Source organism: Arthrobacter sp. STN4 (assembly GCF_024539665.1).
Taxonomy (GTDB): domain Bacteria; phylum Actinomycetota; class Actinomycetes; order Actinomycetales; family Micrococcaceae; genus Specibacter.
Genome location: NZ_JAKZGX010000013.1, coordinates 57890 through 74136 on the forward strand (window position 1 = coordinate 57890; position 16247 = coordinate 74136).

General features: G+C 64.3%; 24 protein-coding genes. All 24 read left to right on the plus strand.

The features are described 5' to 3' along the window. Nucleotides 1–24 precede the first annotated feature (24 nt). The 24 genes from rpsQ (at nt 25) to glmM (ending at nt 16230) form a co-directional block, all read left to right on the plus strand. Nucleotides 25–255 carry a 30S ribosomal protein S17 gene (gene rpsQ / locus MMF96_RS11155; RefSeq protein WP_082000545.1) on the plus strand — a complete coding sequence of 77 codons (231 nt, stop codon included), beginning with the start codon at nt 25–27 and terminating at the stop codon, nt 253–255. A gap of 484 nt (nt 256–739) precedes the next feature. After that, nucleotides 740–1108, plus strand: coding sequence for a 50S ribosomal protein L14 (gene rplN / locus MMF96_RS11160; protein WP_054013196.1), 369 nt, complete (start codon nt 740–742; stop codon nt 1106–1108). A 3-nt stretch (nt 1109–1111) separates the two neighbouring features. Then, nucleotides 1112–1474: a 50S ribosomal protein L24 gene (rplX, locus tag MMF96_RS11165; RefSeq protein WP_176615135.1), complete on the plus strand. Its 363-nt coding sequence runs from the start codon at nt 1112–1114 to the stop codon at nt 1472–1474. Continuing rightward, the gene (rplE, locus tag MMF96_RS11170) at nt 1471–2055 is read left to right on the plus strand and encodes a 50S ribosomal protein L5 (RefSeq protein WP_176615136.1); all 585 of its coding nucleotides are present in this window, start codon (nt 1471–1473) and stop codon (nt 2053–2055) included. Before rplX ends, rplE begins: the two co-directional genes overlap by 4 nt. Nucleotides 2056–2158: 103 nt before the next feature. Then, nucleotides 2159–2557 (plus strand): 30S ribosomal protein S8, encoded by a 399-nt coding sequence (gene rpsH / locus MMF96_RS11175; protein ID WP_176615137.1) that lies wholly within the window; start codon nt 2159–2161, stop codon nt 2555–2557. A gap of 18 nt (nt 2558–2575) precedes the next feature. Beyond that, entirely contained in the window at nt 2576–3112 is a 537-nt protein-coding gene (gene rplF / locus MMF96_RS11180) for a 50S ribosomal protein L6 (protein WP_176615138.1), read from the plus strand. Between the two features lie 2 nt (nt 3113–3114). Next, nucleotides 3115–3486: a 50S ribosomal protein L18 gene (gene rplR / locus MMF96_RS11185; protein ID WP_176615139.1), complete on the plus strand. Its 372-nt coding sequence runs from the start codon at nt 3115–3117 to the stop codon at nt 3484–3486. Nucleotides 3487–3512: 26 nt separating this feature from the next. Next, nucleotides 3513–4193 carry a 30S ribosomal protein S5 gene (rpsE, locus tag MMF96_RS11190; RefSeq protein WP_176615140.1) on the plus strand — a complete coding sequence of 227 codons (681 nt, stop codon included), beginning with the start codon at nt 3513–3515 and terminating at the stop codon, nt 4191–4193. Continuing rightward, complete coding sequence (gene rpmD / locus MMF96_RS11195; RefSeq protein ID WP_176615141.1) at nt 4193–4405, plus strand: 50S ribosomal protein L30; 213 nt, start codon at nt 4193–4195, stop codon at nt 4403–4405. Before rpsE ends, rpmD begins: the two co-directional genes overlap by 1 nt. A gap of 1 nt (nt 4406) precedes the next feature. Next, the gene (gene rplO / locus MMF96_RS11200; protein WP_256883579.1) at nt 4407–4886 is read left to right on the plus strand and encodes a 50S ribosomal protein L15; all 480 of its coding nucleotides are present in this window, start codon (nt 4407–4409) and stop codon (nt 4884–4886) included. Nucleotides 4887–5096: 210 nt separating this feature from the next. After that, entirely contained in the window at nt 5097–6422 is a 1326-nt protein-coding gene (secY, locus tag MMF96_RS11205) for a preprotein translocase subunit SecY (protein ID WP_176615142.1), read from the plus strand. A 5-nt stretch (nt 6423–6427) separates the two neighbouring features. Beyond that, a complete protein-coding gene (locus tag MMF96_RS11210; RefSeq protein ID WP_176615202.1) occupies nt 6428–6988 on the plus strand; it encodes an adenylate kinase in 561 nt (186 codons plus the stop codon). Nucleotides 6989–7098: 110 nt separating this feature from the next. Beyond that, complete coding sequence (gene map / locus MMF96_RS11215) at nt 7099–7935, plus strand: type I methionyl aminopeptidase (RefSeq protein ID WP_256883580.1); 837 nt, start codon at nt 7099–7101, stop codon at nt 7933–7935. Between the two features lie 159 nt (nt 7936–8094). Beyond that, on the plus strand, nt 8095–9039 hold the full coding sequence (locus MMF96_RS11220) for a P1 family peptidase (protein ID WP_256883581.1): 945 nt from the start codon (nt 8095–8097) through the stop codon (nt 9037–9039). Between the two features lie 232 nt (nt 9040–9271). Beyond that, nucleotides 9272–9493: a translation initiation factor IF-1 gene (infA, locus tag MMF96_RS11225; RefSeq protein WP_009358723.1), complete on the plus strand. Its 222-nt coding sequence runs from the start codon at nt 9272–9274 to the stop codon at nt 9491–9493. Nucleotides 9494–9522: 29 nt separating this feature from the next. Next, nucleotides 9523–9636, plus strand: a complete 114-nt coding sequence (gene rpmJ, locus MMF96_RS11230) for a 50S ribosomal protein L36 (protein ID WP_011775570.1) — start codon at nt 9523–9525, stop codon at nt 9634–9636. Between the two features lie 187 nt (nt 9637–9823). Next, nucleotides 9824–10201, plus strand: a complete 378-nt coding sequence (rpsM, locus tag MMF96_RS11235; protein WP_038464651.1) for a 30S ribosomal protein S13 — start codon at nt 9824–9826, stop codon at nt 10199–10201. Between the two features lie 47 nt (nt 10202–10248). Then, nucleotides 10249–10650, plus strand: coding sequence for a 30S ribosomal protein S11 (gene rpsK / locus MMF96_RS11240; protein WP_131394219.1), 402 nt, complete (start codon nt 10249–10251; stop codon nt 10648–10650). 161 nt (nt 10651–10811) lie between these two features. Next, nucleotides 10812–11822: a DNA-directed RNA polymerase subunit alpha gene (locus MMF96_RS11245; protein WP_176615145.1), complete on the plus strand. Its 1011-nt coding sequence runs from the start codon at nt 10812–10814 to the stop codon at nt 11820–11822. Between the two features lie 86 nt (nt 11823–11908). Then, nucleotides 11909–12601: a 50S ribosomal protein L17 gene (gene rplQ / locus MMF96_RS11250; protein ID WP_176615146.1), complete on the plus strand. Its 693-nt coding sequence runs from the start codon at nt 11909–11911 to the stop codon at nt 12599–12601. 32 nt (nt 12602–12633) lie between these two features. After that, the gene (locus tag MMF96_RS11255; protein ID WP_256883582.1) at nt 12634–13539 is read left to right on the plus strand and encodes a tRNA pseudouridine(38-40) synthase TruA; all 906 of its coding nucleotides are present in this window, start codon (nt 12634–12636) and stop codon (nt 13537–13539) included. 226 nt (nt 13540–13765) lie between these two features. Continuing rightward, entirely contained in the window at nt 13766–14209 is a 444-nt protein-coding gene (gene rplM / locus MMF96_RS11260) for a 50S ribosomal protein L13 (RefSeq protein ID WP_176615148.1), read from the plus strand. A gap of 38 nt (nt 14210–14247) precedes the next feature. After that, nucleotides 14248–14763, plus strand: a complete 516-nt coding sequence (rpsI, locus tag MMF96_RS11265) for a 30S ribosomal protein S9 (RefSeq protein ID WP_176615149.1) — start codon at nt 14248–14250, stop codon at nt 14761–14763. Between the two features lie 120 nt (nt 14764–14883). Continuing rightward, nucleotides 14884–16230, plus strand: coding sequence for a phosphoglucosamine mutase (gene glmM / locus MMF96_RS11270; protein ID WP_256883583.1), 1347 nt, complete (start codon nt 14884–14886; stop codon nt 16228–16230). Nucleotides 16231–16247 lie beyond the last annotated feature (17 nt).

Here is a 16247-nt window from a genome sequence, read left to right on the forward strand (position 1 = left end):
GTGGTCCGCAACGAGCGCAAGAAGATGCGCGGCTATGTCGTCTCCGACAAGATGGACAAGACCATCGTTGTTGAGGTCGAAGACCGCGTAAAGCACGCCTTGTACGGCAAGGTCCTTCGCCGCAACAAGAAGGTCAAGGCCCATGATGAAGAGAACAGCGCCGGCATCGGCGACCTGGTCATCATCAGCGAGACCCGCCCGCTGTCTGCGACGAAGCGGTTCCGCCTCGTCGAGATCGTCGAAAAGGCCAAGTAACCTTTCGGCCCTGTGCTGATTGATTACCGAGGCGTTGGGCCCGTCACCGTTTACGGTGGCGGGCCCAACGTGCGTTTAACCCCCGACGGCGGACGCGTGCGCGATGGCCGCGGGGGATGCGCACACTGCTGCCGAGGACGCCCGGAGTGTGCGCAAGGCAACGCCGGCGGTGGGCCTGCGGCGGGAGCCGGGGTTCCGGCGCCGTGCTAGGATTATCTATTGCTGCGCCTTTTCTGTGCCGCCGATTTCGGTAGCGGCAGTGGGTGCGCAATTACCTCGTAAATGCCCGTGCCACTACAAACTGCCCTCCGGCTGGTGGAGAAATCCACCGCGTCCGGTGCGGAAAGTGCAGTTGGCATGACGCATTTAGGCGTGTGCTGGCAAAATCCAGGCACGTCGAGAGACATCCCGAACAATACGTTCCGCAAGGCTTGTCCACAGATGGATTGTGGCCAAGAACCGGCGCGACGAACAGGAGACACTAGTGATTCAGCAGGAGTCGCGGCTTAAGGTCGCCGACAACACGGGTGCCAAGGAAATCTTGACCATCCGCGTTCTCGGTGGATCCGGGCGCCGCTACGCAGGCATTGGCGACACCATTGTCGCTACCGTCAAGGACGCAATTCCCGGCGGAAACGTCAAGAAGGGTGACGTCGTCAAGGCTGTCATCGTTCGCACCAAGAAGGAACGCCGCCGTGCGGATGGTTCCTACATCAAGTTCGACGAGAACGCCGCTGTGCTTCTCAAGAACGACGGGGACCCCCGCGGTACCCGTATCTTCGGCCCGGTTGGCCGTGAACTTCGTGACAAGAAGTTCATGAAGATCATCTCGTTGGCTCCGGAGGTGCTGTAACTTATGGCAAAGATCAAGAAGGGTGACCTGGTTCAGGTCATCACTGGCGGCAAGGCCGAACGTGGCGGCGACCGTGGCAAGCAGGGCAAGGTCCTGAAGGTTTTCCCCGAGACCAACCGCGTGTTGGTGGAAGGCGTCAACCGCGTCACCCGGCACACCAAGGCCGGCCAGACGGAACGTGGCACCAAGACCGGTGGCATTGAAATCGTCGAGGCACCCATTCACATCTCCAACGTTGCCGTGGTGGACCCGTCCACCAAGAAGCCGACCCGCGTTGGCTACCGCATCGAAACCGTTGAGCGCGATGGCCGCGAGCGTCAAGTACGCATCCGCGTTGCCAAGGCCTCGGGGAAGGACCTGGCATGAGCGCCGAAGTTGCAGAGAACACGCCCAAGGTCTCGCCGCGCCTGAAGACCCGCTACGCTGCGGAAATCAAGGCGACGCTGACGGAGGAATTCAAGTACGCGAACGTCAACCAGGTTCCGCGCCTGGTCAAGGTCGTTGTCAACATGGGTGTTGGAGATGCCGCCAAGGACTCCAAGATCATCGACGGCGCCGTCCGCGACCTCACCGCCATCACCGGCCAGAAGCCCCAGGTTTCCAAGGCCCGCAAGTCGATCGCACAGTTCAAGCTGCGCGAAGGCATGCCGATCGGCTGCCACGCCACGCTGCGTGGGGACCGCATGTGGGAATTCCTGGACCGCCTGGTCACACTGGCACTGCCCCGTATCCGCGACTTCCGCGGCCTCAGCGGCAAGCAGTTCGACGGCAACGGCAACTACACCTTCGGTCTGACCGAACAGGTCATGTTCCACGAGATCGACCAGGATGCCATTGACCGCGTACGCGGCATGGACATCACCGTCGTGACCACCGCCAAGACCGACGACGAAGGCCGCGCGCTGCTCAAGGCGCTTGGCTTCCCGTTCAAATCCGAAGATAAATAATCTACGTAACAGGTCCGTTCCGTTGGACGAGCCGCCCGAAAGCTGATTTCGGGAAGCTCCTTCGACGCGGAGGAAACCGTTACGAGGAAGGGCAAGCGCCCAAATGACAATGACAGATCCTGTCGCAGACATGCTTACGCGTCTGCGCAACGCAAACTCGGCACACCACGATTCCGTGTCCATGCCGTTCAGCAAGCTCAAGGGCCACATCGCCGACATCCTCAAGGCACAGGGCTACATCGCTGCCTGGAAGGTTGAAGACGCCGAAGTTGGCAAGAAGATGACCATCGACCTCAAATACGGCCCCAGCCGCGAGCGTTCAATCGCCGGCCTGCGCCGTATTTCCAAGCCGGGCCTGCGCGTTTACGCAAAGTCCACCAACCTCCCCAACGTGTTGGGCGGTTTGGGTGTCGCCATCCTGTCCACCTCATCCGGTCTGTTGACCGACCGCCAGGCCGCCAAGAAGGGCGTGGGTGGGGAAGTCCTCGCCTACGTCTGGTAGTAGGGAAGGGAAAGAATAATGTCACGTATTGGACGTCTCCCCATTTCCGTGCCTGCCGGCGTCGAGGTCAAGATTGACAACAACCTCGTTTCCGTCAAGGGCCCGAAGGGAACGCTGGAGCACACTGTTGCCAGCCCCATCGCCGTTGCTCTCGAAGAGAACACCATCACGGTGACCCGCCCCAACGATGAGCGCGCATCACGCTCACTCCACGGCCTGACCCGCACCCTCATTGACAACCTGATCGTCGGTGTCACCCAGGGCTACGAGAAGAAGCTGGAAATTGTTGGTACCGGTTACCGCGTCGTCGCCAAGGGCGCAAACCTTGAGTTTGCCCTCGGCTACAGCCACCCCGTTGTCGTTGAGGCACCGGTTGGCATCACCCTGACGGTTGAGGGCCCCACCAAGCTCTCGGTGGCAGGCATTGACAAGCAGCAGGTGGGCGAAGTTGCTGCCAACATCCGCAAGCTGCGCAAGCCCGACCCGTACAAGGGCAAGGGCGTTCGCTACGCAGGCGAGATCATCCGCCGCAAGGTCGGAAAGGCTGGTAAGTAACCATGGCACTGTCCGTAAGAGGAAAGTCCAAGGCCGCAGCACGCGGCCGTCGCCACCTGCGCGTGCGCAAGCGCGTCACGGGCAGCACTGTCCGTCCGCGTCTGGTGGTCAACCGCTCCGCACGTCACATCTTCGTCCAGGTCATCGACGACTCCCAGGGCCTGACCCTGGCGTCCGCCTCGACCCTCGAAGCCGACCTGCGCTCGTTCGACGGCGACAAGACCGCCAAGGCCAAGCGTGTCGGTGAGCTCGTTGCCGAGCGCGCCAAGGCTGCCGGCATTGCCGCTGTTGTGTTCGACCGTGGCGGCAACCGCTACCACGGCCGGGTCGCCGCTGTGGCCGACGGTGCACGTGAAGGTGGTCTGGCACTGTGACCGAAAACATTAACAAGGAGAACACTGTGTCAGAAGCAACTGCAGCTGACGGTGCGGCTGCCAAGACTGAGTCTGCACCAGCAACCGACGGCGGCCGTGGCCGCGGCGGTCGCGACGGTGGACGTGGAGGCCGCGACGGCGGTCGTGACGGTGGCCGTGGCCGCGGTCGCGACGGTGGCCGCGAGGCTGAGAAGAACCAGTTCATCGAGCGCGTCGTCAACATCAACCGCGTTGCAAAGGTGGTCAAGGGTGGCCGTCGCTTCAGCTTCACCGCCCTCGTGATCGTCGGCGACGGCAACGGACTCGTTGGCGTCGGCTACGGCAAGGCCAAGGAAGTTCCCGCGGCCATCGCCAAGGGCGTTGAAGAAGCCAAGAAGTCCTTCTTCCGCGTTCCGCTCATCGGCAAGACGGTTCCGCACCGCGTCCAGGGTGAAGCCGCTGCCGGCGTCGTCCTGCTGCGCCCGGCTGCCGCCGGTACCGGTGTTATCGCCGGTGGTCCGGTGCGCGCCGTATTGGAATGCGTTGGCATCCACGACGTTCTGTCCAAGTCGCTCGGCTCCTCCAATGCCATCAACATTGTTCACGCAACCGTTGATGCACTCAAGCGCCTGGAAGACCCCAAGTCAGTCGCGGCCCGCCGCGGACTGCCCTTGGACGAGGTCGCCCCGGATGTGCTGCTGCGCAACATGCAAAAGGCAGGTCTGTAATGACTACACCGAAGAACATTCAGCCTTCCGAAAAGAAGCTGGAAATCACGCAGGTCAGGGGCGTCGTTGGCGCCCGGCAGTTCCAGAAGGACACCCTTCGCTCGCTGGGTCTCAAGCGCATCGGTCACACTGTTGTCCGCACGGCTGACGCAGTGACCGCTGGCATGATCAACACGGTCCCGCACCTGATCAAGGTTGAGGAGGCTAAGTAAAGTGGCTACTGAAAAGACTGCAGAAACTGCTGAGAAGCAGAACGCACTGAAGGTCCACCACCTGCGCCCGGCGCCGGGTGCCAAGACGGCTAAAACCCGTGTTGGCCGCGGTGAAGGATCCAAGGGCAAGACCGCAGGCCGCGGCACCAAGGGCACCAAGGCACGCTACCAGGTCAAGGCCGGCTTTGCCGGTGGCCAGCTGCCGCTGCACATGCGCCTGCCGAAGCTGCGCGGCTTCAAGAACCCGTTCCGCGTCGAGTTCCAGGTTGTCAACCTGGACAAGCTGAACGAGCTCTTCCCCGAGGGTGGCGTTGTCACCGTCGAGACGCTGGTTGAAAAGGGTGCGGTTCGCAAGAACCAGCCCGTGAAGGTGCTGGGCACCGGCGACATCACCGTCAAGGTTGACGTCACCGCCCACGCGTTTTCGACCAGCGCAGCGGAAAAGATCTCTGCTGCAGGTGGCTCGACCACGGAACTGTAACCAGTTCAAAATGCGCACATCTGGCGACTAGACTCCTGGTGGGCGGGGCTTACGTTCCGCCCCCGGGAGTCTTTTGCCTATGTGCTGCAACGGCTGCCGTAACAGCCCGGGTGGCACGGCCGGTTTCAGTGCGAGCCACGTCACCCACTAGAATCTTTCCTTGGGTTCACTTGCGAACCCGACTTTTCTCTCTACATGTCAGGAGGACGCTTGCTTACCGCATTTGGCCGCGCCTTTCGCACGCCTGATCTGCGACGCAAGTTGTTGTTCACGCTGGGAATCCTCGCCATCTTCCGCTTGGGTGCATTCATCCCCTCGCCCGGAGTTGACTACCGCAATGTCCAACAGTGCGTAAATTCCGCGAACACCACCGGAGGCATTTACCAGCTGGTCAACCTGTTCAGTGGCGGCGCCCTGCTTCAAGTGTCCATTTTTGCCCTGGGCATCATGCCGTACATCACCGCGAGCATCATCGTCCAGCTCCTGCGCGTGGTCATTCCCCGCTTCCAGGAACTCCACCTGGAAGGTGCACAGGGACAGGGCCAGCTCACGCAGTACACGCGCTACCTGACCATCGCCCTCGGCCTGCTCAACGCCACCACGCTGGTGACCCTGGCCCGTTCCGGCCAGCTCTTCGCCGGCTGCGGGGCCGCCGGAAGCGCCACCCCGCTGATTCCGGACGACAGCCTGGTCGTCATTGGGCTGCTTATCCTGACCCTGACCGCCGGATCCGGGCTGATCATGTGGATGGGCGAGCTCGTCACCGAAAAGGGCGTCGGCAACGGCATGTCCCTGCTGATCTTCGTGGCCATCGCCGCACAGTTCCCGACCTCCCTGGGCGCGATCCTCAAGACCCAGGGCTGGGGCACCTTCCTGATCGTCATGCTCCTGGGCCTGGTGATCGTGGGGCTGGTCGTGTTCGTTGAACAGTCGCAGCGCCGCGTCCCCGTCCAATATGCCAAGCGCATGATTGGCCGGCGCACCATGGGCGGCACCAGCACCTACATCCCGATCAAGGTCAACATGGCCGGCGTCATACCTGTCATCTTTGCCTCGTCAATGCTGTACCTGCCGGCACTGCTTGCCCAGTTCGCCACGCCCAAGAACAGCGCCAACGTCCCGGGTTGGATCCAGTGGATCAACAACTACCTCACACGTGGCGACCACCCGTTCTACATGCTGATGTACTTCCTGCTTACGATCGGGTTTACGTACTTCTATGTCGCGATAACTTTCAACCCGGAAGAAGTCTCTGACAACATGAAGAAGTACGGCGGCTTCATTCCCGGCATTCGTGCCGGCAAGCCGACGCAGGACTACCTGCAGTACGTAATATCACGCGTCACCCTGCCGGGATCGCTGTACCTGGGCATCGTTGCCCTGATCCCGCTGATTGCCCTGGTCATGATCGGGGCAAACCAGAACTTCCCGTTCGGCGGCACTTCGCTGTTGATTGTTGTCGGTGTCGGGCTGGAGACGGTCAAGCAGATTGATGCACAGCTCCAACAGCGCCACTATGAAGGGTTATTGCGATGACAAGAATGCTGATCATTGGACCTCCCGGGTCAGGAAAAGGCACGCAGGCGGAACGCATCTGTGTAGAGCTTGGCATTGTCGCCATCTCCACCGGCGACATCTTCCGCGCCAACGTCAGGGGCGAAACCCCGTTGGGACTGGAAGCGAAGAAGTACATCGACAACGGTGACTTCGTTCCGGACAGCGTCACCAACCGGATGGTCCGTGACCGGCTCGCGCAGGACGACGTCACGGACGGCTTCCTGCTGGACGGCTACCCCCGCACCACGGCACAGGTTGACGAGCTCGACGACATCCTCGCCGCGGCCGGCGTCAAGCTCGACGTGGTGGTCCAGCTGACCGCCGACGACGCCGAACTCGTCAAGCGCCTGCTGGGCCGGGCCCAGGAAACCGGCCGCAGCGATGACAACGAGGCCGTCATCCGCCACCGCCTGGACCTCTACCGCGAGCAGACCGAACCCGTGGTGGCCCGTTATGCGGAGCGCGGCATCCTGGCCAAGGTCGACGGCCTCGGCCACATCGACGACGTCACCACCCGCATCATGGACGCGATCAAGGGCGTCTAGTCCAAACAGATTTGCCTCTCGGGCAGCCCAAGGGTGCCACCAACGAGAGGAGGGCTCCTTCCCCGTGGCGGGAGGGGGCCCTCACATTTTTCCAGCGAAGGGACCCTGCCATGGCATTCGGCCAGCAACGGATTGAGTACAAGACCATCGAACAGATGCGCGTCATGCATCGCAGCGGGCTGATCCTTGACGACGCCCTGAACCAGGTGGTGGCCGCCGCCGCGCCCGGTGTCACCACGTCCGAGCTGGACACGCTTTTTGCCGGCCTGCTCAAGAAGGCAGGGGCCACGTCCAACTTCCTGGGCTACTACGACTACCCGGCCACGATCTGCACGTCCGTCAACGAGGTGGTGGTCCACGGCATCCCGGGCGGGCGGGAGCTCAAGGCCGGGGACGTGCTGTCCATCGATGGCGGCGCCATCGTTGAGGGCTGGCACTCCGACTCCGCCCGCACGGTGATTGTGGGCGGCCCCGCCGCCGAGGACCCGGCGGACCGGCGCCTGAGTGACATCACCGAGGAATCCATGTGGCACGGCATCGCCGCCATGGCGACGGCCAAGTATGTGGGCGACATCGGCGACGCGATTGACGACTACGTCACCGCCCAGCCCGGCCAGCCCCTGGGCATCCTGGAAGACTACGTGGGCCACGGGATCGGCTCCGCCATGCACATGGCGCCCGACGTGCTCAACTACAGCTCCAAGCACCGCGGCCCCAAGCTGAAGCCCGGCATGTGCCTGGCCATTGAACCCATGCTGGTGCGTGGCGGGCTGGCGACCAAGACCCTCGCCGACGACTGGACGGTGGTCACCGAGGACAAGGCGCGCGCCGCACACTGGGAGCACTCCGTGGCCGTCCATGCCAAGGGCATCTGGGTTTTGACGGCGGCCGACGGCGGTGCGGAGCGGCTCGCGCCGTTGGGCGTCACGCCCGCGCCCCTGGGCTGAGACCCGCGGCCCGCCCCTGGCGGAGCCGGGCCCGACCGTGCAACCATGTTGCCAAGGGTGCGGCCATCCATTCCCCTGCGGGGACGGCGCCCTTCCGGTGCCGGCCGCGAGCCGGCCGGACGCACCCTGCAACTGCCCGCACGACCAGGAGGACAGGCCATGACCAACGGTTCCATCACAGACGTTCCCGGCATCCGGGTGGGGCAGGCGCAGCGGCGTGGGGACGGCTGGCTCACGGGCGTCACGGTCGTTTTGCCGCCACCGGGCACCATCGGATCGGTCGATGTCCGCGGCGGCGGGCCCGGCACCCACGAGACCGACGCGCTGGACCCCACCACCCTGGTCCCCACCGTGGATGCCGTGGTGCTCACGGGCGGCAGCGCGTATGGGCTGGCGGCCGCCGGCGGCGTGCAGCGCTGGTGCGAGGAAAACGGCCGCGGCTTCCCCGTGCCCGGGGGAGTGGTGCCGATCGTGCCGGCGGCCGCGATCTTTGACCTGGGCCGTGGCGGGGACTTCGGGGCACGCCCCGACGCCGCCATGGGGTACGAGGCCGCCCTCGACGCGGCAGGCTCGGCAGATGGGGCCGCCGTCGACCGCGGCAACTCCGGTGCCGGGACGGGCGCCGCCCTCGGGGCCGGGAGGTACAAGGGCGGCCTGGGCACGGCGTCGCTGCGGCTTGCGGGGGAAAACAGCACCGTGGTGGTCGGCGCCCTCGCCGTGGTCAACGCCGCCGGTGTGCCCTGGCACCCGGGTGCCGTGCCGCCGTCGAACGGCCAAGGGCTTAACACCACCCTGGTGGTGGTGGCCACGAACGCGGCGCTCACGACGGCGGAGGCGCGGCGGACGGCCACCGCCGCACACGCCGGCATGGCCCGCGCGCTGAACCCAGTCCACACGCTGGCCGACGGCGACACCATTTTCACGCTGGCAACGGGGGCCGCGGCGCTGGTGCCCCCTCCGCAACTGCCCGCCGCCGCGTTGATCGAGCTCCAAAGCGCAGCGGCCGAGGCCGTCCGACTGGCGGTCCTGGACGGCGTGGCAGCCGCGGAAGCGGTCACGACGCCGGCCGGCAGCTGGCCGGCGTACCCGGCCAAAAGCGCTTAACACCACAGCCGCACAGGGCCTTGGCAATTTAACTTATTTGCCACTTTGCCGTAGAGTGGGTTGTTGGTTGTCTGTGCCCGCTGTCATTTGGGGTGTGCTGCGGAAGCCCGGTCCAATCCGGACGCCCGCCGTGAACGCAGACGAACAAACATCAGTAGTAAACCCAAAGTCGACCCGTGTTGTGCCCATTCCGGGCCAGGGGCGGGCCGGCGCAACAAAGTTAGCGGAGGATATGGCCAAGAAAGACGGGGTCATTGAGATCGAGGGCGTTGTGACTGAAGCGCTGCCCAACGCGATGTTTCGTGTTGAGCTGACGAACAAGCACATCGTTCTTGCCCATATCTCAGGAAAAATGCGCCAGCACTACATTCGTATCCTTCCTGAGGACCGGGTTGTGGTGGAGCTGAGTCCTTACGACCTCACCCGTGGTCGCATCGTCTACCGCTACAAATAACTACAACTGCAATCACGCAAAGGAATGCCATGAAGGTCAAGCCGAGCGTCAAGCAGATCTGCGACAAGTGCAAGGTGATCCGCCGTAACGGGCGGGTCATGGTGATCTGCGAGAACCCGCGCCACAAGCAGCGCCAGGGCTAATCCTTCCCACATCGGGAAGAAGCCGGGCAGCCGCTCACGCAATTAAATACATAAGGCAGCACAAGTTGGACGAAGGCGGAGCGATCCGCAACCGGCCAACGGACCCCCGGTCGGAGGCCGGGGCCGCACTGGGAATAGTGCGGGTGTACTGTCTACGACCTCCGGTAAACACCAAGGAGCAGCCACCATGGCACGTCTCGCTGGCGTAGACCTTCCCCGCGAAAAGCGGTTGGAAGTAGCGCTTACATACATCTACGGCGTGGGCAAGACCCGTGCAAAGAAAGTCCTGGCAGACACGGGGATCTCCCCGGATGTCCGCGTCAAGGACCTTTCCGACGCTGAACTCGTTCAGCTGCGTGACAACATCGAGGGCAACTACAAGGTTGAGGGTGACCTTCGCCGCGAGGTCGCAGCAGACATCCGCCGCAAGGTGGAGATCGGCAGCTACCAGGGCATCCGTCACCGTCGCGGCATGCCTGTGCATGGCCAGCGCACGAAGACCAACGCTCGCACCCGCAAGGGCCCGAAGCGCACCGTCGCAGGCAAGAAGAAGGCCGGCCGCTGACATACGTCGGCGTCATCCCCTCAAAAAAACTTTCGTAGGAGAATAAAATGCCCCCAAAGACTCGTGGAGCGGTTCGTAAGCCGCGTCGCAAGGATAAAAAGAATATTGCGCTGGGCCAGGCGCACATCAAGAGCACCTTTAACAACACCATCGTTTCCATCACGGATCCGTCCGGTGCCGTCATCTCGTGGGCTTCCGCCGGCGAGGTTGGCTTCAAGGGCTCCCGCAAGTCGACTCCGTACGCCGCGCAGATGGCTGCAGAAGCTGCTGCCAAGCGCGCCCAGGAGCACGGCCTGCGCAAGGTTGACGTTTTTGTAAAGGGTCCGGGCTCGGGCCGCGAAACGGCCATCCGTTCGCTGCAGGCCGCTGGTCTTGAGGTTGGCTCCATCCAGGATGTCACCCCCAGCGCGCACAACGGCTGCCGTCCGCCCAAGCGCCGCCGCGTCTAACGACACACCGCCGCAGTATGAGTTGGCCTTTCCCGAAAAGCCCCGGATCCAATCCAGGGGCTTCCGGGGAGGGCCAACTCCGCCGCCGTTAAGTCGCCAGCCGCCTTTTCCACTACCTGTGTTGCGTCATATAGCGGATGCTCGCTGAAAGGAAACCCCCAGTGCTCATTGCACAGCGCCCCACCCTATCTGAAGAAGTTGTTTCCGAAAACCGCTCCCGGTTCGTCATTGAACCGTTGGAGCCCGGCTTCGGCTACACCCTGGGAAACTCCCTCCGTCGGACCCTGCTGTCCTCCATCCCCGGCGCTGCTGTCACCAGCATCCGCATTGATGGCGTGCTGCACGAGTTCACCACGGTTCCCGGTGTGAAGGAAGATGTCACCGAGATCATCCTGAACATCAAGGGCCTGTCCGTGTCCAGCGAGCATGACGAGCCCGTCGTGGCCTACCTGCGCAAGCAGGGTCCCGGCGTCGTCACGGCTGCGGACATCGCCCCGCCGGCCGGGGTGGAATTCCACAACCCGGACATGCACATTGCCACGCTGAACTCGAAGGGCAAGTTCGAACTCGAACTGACCATCGAGCGCGGCCGCGGCTACGTTTCGGCAGCCCAGAACAAGAGCGCGGACTCCGAGATCGGCCGGATCCCGGTCGACTCGATCTACTCGCCCGTCCTGAAGGTGACCTTCCGCGTGGAGGCCACCCGTGTCGAGCAGCGCACCGACTTCGACAAGCTGATTGTTGACGTTGAGACGAAGCAGGCCATCTCCCCCCGGGATGCCATCGCTTCCGCCGGCACCACGCTGGTTGAGCTCTTCGGCCTGGCCCGCGAGCTGAACACCGCTGCTGAAGGCATCGAGATCGGCCCGTCCCCGACGGATGCCGCCCTCGCCGCCGACATGGCACTGCCGATCGAGGACCTGGACCTGACGGTGCGTTCCTACAACTGCCTCAAGCGTGAGGGCATCCACTCCGTGGGTGAACTCGTTGCTCGCTCCGAGGCTGACCTGATGGACATCCGCAACTTTGGTGCGAAATCCATTGACGAGGTAAAGGCAAAGCTGGTTGAACTGGGCCTGTCCCTGAAGGATTCCCCTCCAGGATTTGACCTGGCCGCCCGTGCCGCAGCCATTGACGAGAACGACGACGCCTACGGCGACGACGAACTCTAAAGACGAACAACCATTCTTTTAGCCGGCACCTCCGGCCACGCTTGATGTGGCCGGCCCGGTGCGGCTGATACTTGAGGAGAAACACCATGCCTACACCCGCCAAGGGTCCCCGCCTCGGAGGCGGCGCGGCTCACGAGCGCCTGATGCTCGCGAACCTGTCCGCTGCCCTGTTCGAGCACAAGCGGATCACCACCACCCTGACCAAGGCCAAGCGCCTGAGCCCCTACGCTGAGCGTCTGGTCACCTTCGCCAAGCGTGGGGACCTGTCCTCACGCCGCCGCGTCCTCGGCCTGATCAGCGACAAGGGCGTTGTCCACGAGCTGTTCACCGACATCGCCAAGGCAGTGGAGAACCGCGATGGCGGCTACACGCGCATCACGAAGATCGGCAACCGCAAGGGCGACAACGCCCCCATGGCCGTCATCGAACTGGTCCTGGAGCCGCTGAGCGCCAAGCAGGCCGTTGTGAAGGAAGCCGCCACCGCTGCCGCCGCTGCCGCGCTGGTTGAGGAAGCTGCTGCACCGGTTGAGGAAGCTGCAGCCCCGGCTGAAGCTGCCGAGGCCAAGTACGCCGGCGCCCACGCCGCCACCGAGGACAACGAAGCCCCCGAGGGCTTCCCGGTCAAGGGCAACGAGGACTCCATGAAGTTCCACGTTCCCGGCTCGCGCTGGTACGACGCCACGGTCGCTGAAGTCTGGTTCGACTCTGCCGAGTCGGCTGCGGCTGCAGGCTTCGCGCCTGCCGGCGGCGAGGCTGCCCAGGAAGTTGAAGCTGAGTAACCACGCTTCAGCGCCACGGTAGACTTGTGGCCATGAACCATCAACAACCCGTTGTCCCCCTTCCCGGGGGCGGCGGGTTGTTGCGTGTCCGGCTGGACATCGCCTACGACGGCGGCCCGTTCAGCGGGTGGGCAGTCCAGCCGGGGCGGCGCACGGTCCAGGGCGTGCTCGAGGGGTCCCTCGCCTTGATCCTGCGGCGGCCGGTGCGCCTCACCGTCGCCGGACGCACGGACGCGGGCGTGCACGCCCGCGGGCAGGTCGCCCACCTGGACGTCACGCAGGAGGAGTGGACCGGGCTGCGGCGCGGGCACGACGCCGTGCCCCAGGAATCGCTGAAACGCCGGCTCAACGGGGCGCTTGCCAGGGTCCTTGAAGACCTCCACGGTGCCGTGGAGGTCGTGGCGGCGGGGCCCGCGCCCGAGGGCTTCGACGCACGCTTCTCCGCCCTGTGGCGGCGCTACAGCTACCGGATTGCCGACGCCCCGACGCGGCGTGATCCGCTCCAGCGTGCCGTGACGCTGTGGCACAAGCATGGGCTGGACGTGGACCTGATGAACCAGGCTGCCGGGCCGCTGCTGGGCCTGCAGGACTTCAAGGCCTTCGCCAAGCCCCGGGAGGGGTCCACCACCGTGCGCACGCTCCAGCGGCTGGACTATGTGCGCGGAGCCGACGGTGTGATTAATGTCAATGTCCAGGCCGACGCCTTTTGCCACAACATGGTCCGCGCCCTGATGGGGGCTGCGCTCCGGGTGGGGGAGGGGCGCGAGGACCCGGAATGGATGCACCGCCGGCTGCTGGCGGGCGTCAGGGACGCAAAGTCCGTCCTGGCCGCCCCGCACCCGCTGGTCCTGGAGGAAGTCCACTACCCGGCGGACTCGGAACTGTCGGGGCGTGCGGTGCTGACCCGGGCACGGCGGGGGACCCCGGCCCCGCTTTGACCGGCGGGCAGGATTAACGGTATCGTTGGTAGTCGTTGTGCGTGTCCTATCCCGATGCCACACGCCCGCTGGAGGTCCGGTTGCAGGACTGCCACCCGGCAGGCGTGATCGGGAAGTGTATGGATGACTGGTGTTAGAGCCCTCACCTCTGTTCCGGTAAACGCATAGATAGCAGGTGTCAACCATCTGTGACACCAACCAAGAACAAGAAACGAAGGCAAAAACCGTGCGTACGTATACCCCGAAGCCCGGCGATATCAACCGTCAGTGGCACATCATTGATGCCAATGACGTTGTCTTGGGCCGTCTTGCCAGCCAGACCGCAACACTGCTGCGTGGAAAGCACAAGCCGACCTTCGCTCCCCACATGGACATGGGCGATTTCGTCATCATCATCAACGCCGAGAAGGTTGCCCTGACCGGCGCCAAGCTCGAGCAGAAGCGCGCTTACCGCCACTCCGGTTACCCGGGCGGCCTGTCAAGCATGAACTATGCAGAACTGCTGGAAAAGAACCCGGTTCGCGCCGTGGAGAAGGCCGTTGCCGGCATGCTCCCGAAGACCAAGCTGGGCAACGCCCAGATTGGCAAGCTGAAGGTGTACCGCGGTGCCGAGCACCCGCACGCCGCCCAGCAGCCCAAGACGTTTGAAATCACCCAGGTCGCCCAGTAGTCCTGGCCACCACCTAAATTTACTTATCAAGGAGAATCGTGGCTCAGAATACTGAAGAGCTGAACACCGACGCCGTTGCGGCCGAGGAAGAAGTTTTGACCAGCTACACCAGCGAAAGCGCCCCCGCCGCCGACGCCGCCCCGAAGAAGGAGCGTCCTGCGCTGACCGTTTCCGGTGCTGCAGTCGGCCGCCGCAAGCAGGCCATTGCCCGCGTGCGTGTTGTCCCCGGCACCGGCAAGTGGGTTGTCAACGGCCGCGAACTGGCTGACTACTTCCCGAACAAGCTGCACCAGCAGGAAGTCAACGACCCGTTCCGCATCCTGGACCTCGACGGCGCCTACGACGTCATCGCCCGCATCCACGGCGGCGGCCCCTCCGGCCAGGCCGGTGCACTGCGCCTGGGCGTTGCCCGTTCCCTGAACGAGATCGACGTTGAGAACAACCGGGCCACCCTGAAGAAGGCCGGCTTCCTGACCCGTGACGCCCGCGTCATCGAGCGCAAGAAGGCTGGTCTGAAGAAGGCCCGCAAGGCTTCGCAGTACTCCAAGCGCTAATTTCCGCGCTCCCATAAAAATCCCCGGCCGCCGCGCGGCCGGGGATTTTTATGTCTCCGGGCGGGCTGGTTCCGGGTCCCGCGGCGGCGTTGGGGCCGGAGATGAATTAGACTGGACGGGATGTCTAGATTATTTGGAACCGACGGTGTCCGCGGATTGGCCAATGGCCTCCTGACGGCAGAGCTCGCATTGTCACTGGCGCAGGCCGCTGCCGTGGTGCTGGGACACGACCAGATGAGCGAAGGAAAGCGGCCACGTGCGGTGCTCGCCCGTGATCCGCGCGCGAGCGGCGAATTCATCGGCGCCGCAGTGGCGGCCGGCCTGGCCAGCGCGGGAGTCGACGTCTACGACGCCGGTGTCCTGCCGACGCCGGCCACCGCATTCCTCATCGCAGACTTAGGCGCAGACTTTGGCGTGATGATCTCCGCCTCCCACAATCCTGCCCCGGACAACGGCATCAAGTTCTTTGCCCGCGGCGGCCAGAAGCTGGACGACGCGGTGGAGGATGCCATCGAGGACCAGCTCCAGCGCGATGCCTTCCGCCCCGTTGGCGTCGACGTCGGACGCATCCAGCGTTTCTCCGACGCCGAGGACCGCTACATCGTCCACCTGCTCGGCACCATGCCCCACCGCCTCGACGGGTTGAAGATTGTCCTGGACTGCGCCAACGGCGCCGCCAGCGGCTGCTCCCCGCAGGTCTTCACCGACGCCGGTGCAACAGTGACCGTCATTGGCGCGGACCCGGACGGGCTGAACATCAATGACGGCGTGGGTTCCACACACCTTGAAAAGTTGCAGGACATGGTCCTGTCCACCGGTGCGGACCTGGGCATTGCCCACGACGGCGACGCCGACCGGTGCCTTGCCGTGGACCACGAGGGGCAGGTTGTGGACGGCGACCAGATCATGGCCGTGCTGGCCCTGGCACAAAAGGAAGCCGGCGAACTTAAGGGCAACGTCCTGGTTGCCACCGTCATGAGCAACCTGGGCCTGAAGATCGCGCTGCGCGATGCCGGCATCACCATCCGCGAAACCGCTGTTGGCGACCGCTATGTGCTGGAGGAAATGCGCCGCGGAGACTACTCGCTGGGCGGGGAACAGTCCGGACACGTCATTTTCTCCGACTACGCCACCACGGGCGACGGCCTCCTGACCGGCCTGCAGCTCGCTGCCCAGGTTGCCAAGACGGGCAGGACCCTCAAGGACCTGGCCGGCGCCATGCACAAGCTGCCCCAGGTCATGATCAACGTCAAGGACGTGGACAAGTCCCGTGCCGCGATCGTCCCCGCGGTCAAGGCCGCCGTGGCCAAGGCCGAGGCCGAGCTCGGCGACACCGGCCGCGTGCTGCTGCGCCCGTCGGGGACCGAGCAGCTGGTCCGGGTCATGGTTGAGGCGGCCGACACCGCGACGGCACAGCGCATCTGCGACGGCCTGGTCGACGTGGTGCGCCAGGAACTTGCCCTGTAGCAGGTGCCCGGAAGTGG

Bases quoted from the DNA above. Each gene is read 5' to 3' on its own strand.
- rpmD (WP_176615141.1), top strand. From the start codon at position 4,193: ATGACTACACCGAAGAACATTCAGCCTTCCGAAAAGAAGCTGGAAATC.
- rpsH (WP_176615137.1), top strand. From the start codon at position 2,159: ATGACAATGACAGATCCTGTCGCAGACATGCTTACGCGTCTGCGCAAC.
- rplR (WP_176615139.1), top strand. From the start codon at position 3,115: ATGGCACTGTCCGTAAGAGGAAAGTCCAAGGCCGCAGCACGCGGCCGT.
- MMF96_RS11255 (WP_256883582.1), top strand. From the start codon at position 12,634: ATGAACCATCAACAACCCGTTGTCCCCCTTCCCGGGGGCGGCGGGTTG.
- glmM (WP_256883583.1), top strand. From the start codon at position 14,884: ATGTCTAGATTATTTGGAACCGACGGTGTCCGCGGATTGGCCAATGGC.
- MMF96_RS11210 (WP_176615202.1), top strand. From the start codon at position 6,428: ATGCTGATCATTGGACCTCCCGGGTCAGGAAAAGGCACGCAGGCGGAA.
- rpsM (WP_038464651.1), top strand. From the start codon at position 9,824: ATGGCACGTCTCGCTGGCGTAGACCTTCCCCGCGAAAAGCGGTTGGAA.
- rplF (WP_176615138.1), top strand. From the start codon at position 2,576: ATGTCACGTATTGGACGTCTCCCCATTTCCGTGCCTGCCGGCGTCGAG.
- rplQ (WP_176615146.1), top strand. From the start codon at position 11,909: ATGCCTACACCCGCCAAGGGTCCCCGCCTCGGAGGCGGCGCGGCTCAC.
- map (WP_256883580.1), top strand. From the start codon at position 7,099: ATGGCATTCGGCCAGCAACGGATTGAGTACAAGACCATCGAACAGATG.
- rplX (WP_176615135.1), top strand. From the start codon at position 1,112: ATGGCAAAGATCAAGAAGGGTGACCTGGTTCAGGTCATCACTGGCGGC.
- infA (WP_009358723.1), top strand. From the start codon at position 9,272: ATGGCCAAGAAAGACGGGGTCATTGAGATCGAGGGCGTTGTGACTGAA.
- rpmJ (WP_011775570.1), top strand. From the start codon at position 9,523: ATGAAGGTCAAGCCGAGCGTCAAGCAGATCTGCGACAAGTGCAAGGTG.
- rpsQ (WP_082000545.1), top strand. From the start codon at position 25: ATGCGCGGCTATGTCGTCTCCGACAAGATGGACAAGACCATCGTTGTT.
- rpsK (WP_131394219.1), top strand. From the start codon at position 10,249: ATGCCCCCAAAGACTCGTGGAGCGGTTCGTAAGCCGCGTCGCAAGGAT.
- MMF96_RS11220 (WP_256883581.1), top strand. From the start codon at position 8,095: ATGACCAACGGTTCCATCACAGACGTTCCCGGCATCCGGGTGGGGCAG.
- rplE (WP_176615136.1), top strand. From the start codon at position 1,471: ATGAGCGCCGAAGTTGCAGAGAACACGCCCAAGGTCTCGCCGCGCCTG.